Annotated in this window: 4 protein-coding genes; 2 read left to right on the forward strand and 2 right to left on the reverse strand. The window is 38.3% G+C overall.

Features of this window, described 5'->3' with window-relative positions:
* Positions 1-214: 214 nt before the first annotated feature.
* Positions 215-646: a hypothetical protein gene (locus tag GQR46_RS17565; RefSeq protein ID WP_010554222.1), complete on the forward strand. Its 432-nt coding sequence runs from the start codon at positions 215-217 to the stop codon at positions 644-646.
* Between the two features lie 12 nt (positions 647-658).
* Here the strand turns inward: GQR46_RS17565 and icd are convergent, their stop codons facing one another.
* Entirely contained in the window at positions 659-1,927 is a 1,269-nt protein-coding gene (gene icd, locus GQR46_RS17570; protein ID WP_165741762.1) for an NADP-dependent isocitrate dehydrogenase, read from the reverse strand.
* A gap of 187 nt (positions 1,928-2,114) precedes the next feature.
* On the opposite strand from icd, the gene GQR46_RS17575 reads away from it, so the two are divergent.
* The gene (locus GQR46_RS17575) at positions 2,115-2,918 is read left to right on the forward strand and encodes a hypothetical protein (protein WP_165741763.1); all 804 of its coding nucleotides are present in this window, start codon (positions 2,115-2,117) and stop codon (positions 2,916-2,918) included.
* Here the strand turns inward: GQR46_RS17575 and GQR46_RS17580 are convergent.
* Positions 2,915-3,466 carry a hypothetical protein gene (locus GQR46_RS17580; RefSeq protein WP_165727372.1) on the reverse strand — a complete coding sequence of 184 codons (552 nt, stop codon included), beginning with the start codon at positions 3,464-3,466 and terminating at the stop codon, positions 2,915-2,917. The genes GQR46_RS17575 and GQR46_RS17580 overlap by 4 nt on opposite strands.
* Between the last annotated feature and the right edge of the window lie 119 nt (positions 3,467-3,585).

The raw sequence follows: 3,585 nt of genomic DNA on the forward strand, positions 1-3,585 counted from the left end.
TATTCCTCAACTCCTCCCTTTGTTCCAGTTTTGTGCACACTTTCACCGCATTGCACCAAATTAATTAGTATTATTTAGATATGTTTTCTATTTTTTATTTAGTTTTCAAACTTACTATTGATAAAATCAATATCAGTTATTGAAAACAACAATTTTATTAATAATACACTTAGCGCTAGAGTGAAGTTAAGCCAACAAACTAAGAGTAATTATTATGACAACAGCTTCTTTCACACGCCAAGACGGATTATTCATCGATGCTAACTTGCATCAGTTCATTGAAGAGCAGTTATGCACTAAAGCTAACACCACTGAAACTTACCAAGCGTTAGCTACTTTAGTTGATGAGTTTGGTTGTAAATGCCGTAAAACAAAGCATCAACCAGATGATGTATTAGAAGTTGATACATTATTAAATGCATACCAACTTAAAAATCATCCACTTTGCCATGTAGATGCACAAACTACGGAAGCCGTTTTAGACGAATATTGCTGCCAGGTTCCTGCAATTATTGTTGTTGCGTTAATGGATACGCTTAGTGGTACACAGTGTGATGAACCCCAAGCACATGAGATTTACCATCGTGCAGCGCAGTTAACCAACCGCCCTTGTATGCACAGAGTAAAAACTGCCTCAGCAGCTTAATAATGGATGTATTTAAAAGTGCTCGATAACCTTCTTTGCAAAGCCAGTACAAGTTAAGGTTGTCGAGTTATGAATACTTGAGCTATCAGTGTGCTCTTGTGCTAAATCAAAGGTTACTTCACCGCTTTTAAATGTTTGCTCTAACGCATTTTCTATGAGTAATGCGGCTTCGTCCCAGCCCATAAATTTAAGCATTAATACCGAACTTAAAATACTGCTACTTGGGTTTGCTTTATTTTGCCCTGCTATACGCTCAAACGTGCCGTGAGTGGGCTCAAAAAATGCGACATCGTTATTTAAATTTGCAGCGGGCATTATGCCAACACCGCCAACTTGTGCGCTGAGCATATCCGCCAAAAAGTCGCCGTTTTGGTTAGTAGTTACCACTACATCAAATTGCTCTGGGTGCATTAAACATTGCTGCAGCATGTTATCGGCTATGACTTCTTTAATAATTAAGGGCGATTGGTGTGCTCGCTCTATTTGCAGCCAACGCCCATTTTCATGTGCGGTGGCATTAAACTCGTTTTGAGCAAGTGCAAACCCCCAACGCTTAAATGCTCCATCGGTAAATTTAAGTACATTACCTTTGTGTACTAGCGTTAGAGATTCACTATCGTTTTTAAGTGCATAGTTAATGGCATAACGCATTAGTCGCTCAGAGCCTTCTTTAGATATATTTTTAATACCAATTCCGCACTCTTGTGAAAACCTTAAGCGGGTTACCCCCATTTCCTCACATAAAAAGTCGAGCATTTTTTCGCTTTCTACACTGCCTGCTTGCCACTCAATACCTGAGTACACGTCTTCGCTGCTATCACGAAGCACTGTTATGTTTGTTAAAAATGGATTTTTTAAAGGAGAAGGGAGCGCACTAAAGCCTTTTATAGTGCGCATATTTACAAACAAATCCATTTCTTGCCTGAGGGCTACATTAAGCGATCGAAAACCACCACCCAGTGGTGTGGTTAACGGCCCTTTTATGGCAATTTTACAGGCACGTACTGCGTTAATTGTTTCTTGTGGAAACCAGTCACCGTCATACAGCTTTGCGGCCTGCTCGCCATTATAAACCTGCATCCAATGAATTTTCCGTGCGCTTTTATAACAATGTTCAATTGCACTATCAACAACATGGCGCATTACCGGCATAACATCTAGCCCCACGCCATCGCCATCAATAAAAGCAATGATAGGTTCTAACGGTATTTGCCAGTGTCCTTGTGCATCAATAGTGATATTTTGGCCGTGCTCAGGAACTTGAATATGCTGATACGTCATGGCTAAACCTAACTTAAAATAACGATTAATTGATTAAACCATGCTTAGCTAGGAGTGTCTGTATTTGTACTTTTATAGTTACTATCATTTTAAAAAATAAAGAATTAGGCGTGATTATTTATCCATTTAGTTGGTCTTGTATATTAGAATTTTCGTACCAGTTATTAAATTACAGTGGAGCATTTTAATGAAATTCTTTTTTGTACTGCTACTATTAATCAGCTCTTTTAACGCATTAGCCGTTGAAGTAGTCATACATAACCTTAGCTCGCTCTCAAGTAATGCTCAAAATACGGTGTCTACATGGGTTAATCAAAGTGCTGAAAAAACACAAAATACACTGGGACCTTTAAAACAAACCACATTGCCTATTTATTTAAAACCGCAATACTTTGCTTTTGAGCCTGTACCTTGGGCTACAGTTAAGCGCAATAACCCCGATGGGCTTGAACTACATATAGATCGCTATGCCAGTTTAAATGCATTCACTAAAGATTGGACGCTATACCATGAACTTTCGCATTTATATTTGCCGCTACTTCCCTACTCCGGTTTTTGGCTAAGCGAGGGTTTTGCTAGTTACATGCAAAACGTAATAATGCGTGACAGCGGTATAATTACCCAGCCGCAATTTGTACAACGTTTAAATGCAGGATTTGATCGTGCCCGCCTGCAAACTAAAACTAAAACACAGCCACTTAATAAGCTCTCTGCTGATATGTGGAAACAACAAGCCCAGCAACGTGTTTATTGGACGGGTGCGGCTTTTTTTGCACAGGCCGATTTGGAGCTACAAAAACAAGGTTTATCTGTCGCGGGTATAATAAAACAGTATCAAGTATGCTGTAGACCCGCTCGATCTAGTGCGAAAACCTTTATAAAAGAGTTAGATAAGCTATCCGGTAGTAGCGTTTTTACAACGCTGTATGCAAAATATAATACCCGCACCGATTTTCCTGATATTAGTAAAGAGCAGCTAAACACGCTTTAACGGCTGCTCAGTTTTATATAGTTACTATATTCAACAAGCCCTTGCGCATTAAAATTGGTTGAGTACTCGTTCATAAAACCATGCAAAAAATTGGTTTTATAGCACTTAACATCCGCTTTGGTGCTTAAAGCTTTAATAACTTCATCAACATTAAAGTGACTCTCACTTGCTGGAAATATGAACTCACAGGGTACTTTTGCACTTAAATTTAAGTTATGTCTAATTTGCGACGGATAAAAGCCAATTAACTTTTTAAGGTGTGTATTGCCTGTTAATAACTGTGCCCGCCATGCTGCACTTGCCCCTGCACTAAAAGCAATACACGTCGTTGGCAATTTTAAACTCTCAAAGCATTTTTGAAGTTTGTCGGTGTATTTATCATGGCCACACTGCTGTATAAAATTGTTGTAACTATCTTGTTCACTTTCAATGGCTTGATACTTGTTATTGTAAGGGTCAACAATAACTAAATTTGAACTAATTGCCTGTGATAACCTCCTTAAAGCAGGGGTTAAACCATAAATATCACTCACTATTAGGTAATTCATACTTATCCTTTGGTAACTAAAAACGGGCTTTGTAAGCAGTTGATAAGATTTATTATAAATATTTTTACAAAAATAGCTTGCACACAATTTATATATAAGTTACCTTCCTTCTCTGGTTT

This window comes from Pseudoalteromonas sp. Z1A6, assembly GCF_011378745.1.
Taxonomy (GTDB): domain Bacteria; phylum Pseudomonadota; class Gammaproteobacteria; order Enterobacterales; family Alteromonadaceae; genus Pseudoalteromonas; species Pseudoalteromonas arctica.

Bases quoted from the DNA above. Each gene is read 5' to 3' on its own strand.
- GQR46_RS17565 (WP_010554222.1), top strand. From the start codon at position 215: ATGACAACAGCTTCTTTCACACGCCAAGACGGATTATTCATCGATGCT.
- icd (WP_165741762.1), bottom strand. From the start codon at position 1,927: ATGACGTATCAGCATATTCAAGTTCCTGAGCACGGCCAAAATATCACT.
- GQR46_RS17575 (WP_165741763.1), top strand. From the start codon at position 2,115: ATGAAATTCTTTTTTGTACTGCTACTATTAATCAGCTCTTTTAACGCA.
- GQR46_RS17580 (WP_165727372.1), bottom strand. From the start codon at position 3,466: ATGAATTACCTAATAGTGAGTGATATTTATGGTTTAACCCCTGCTTTA.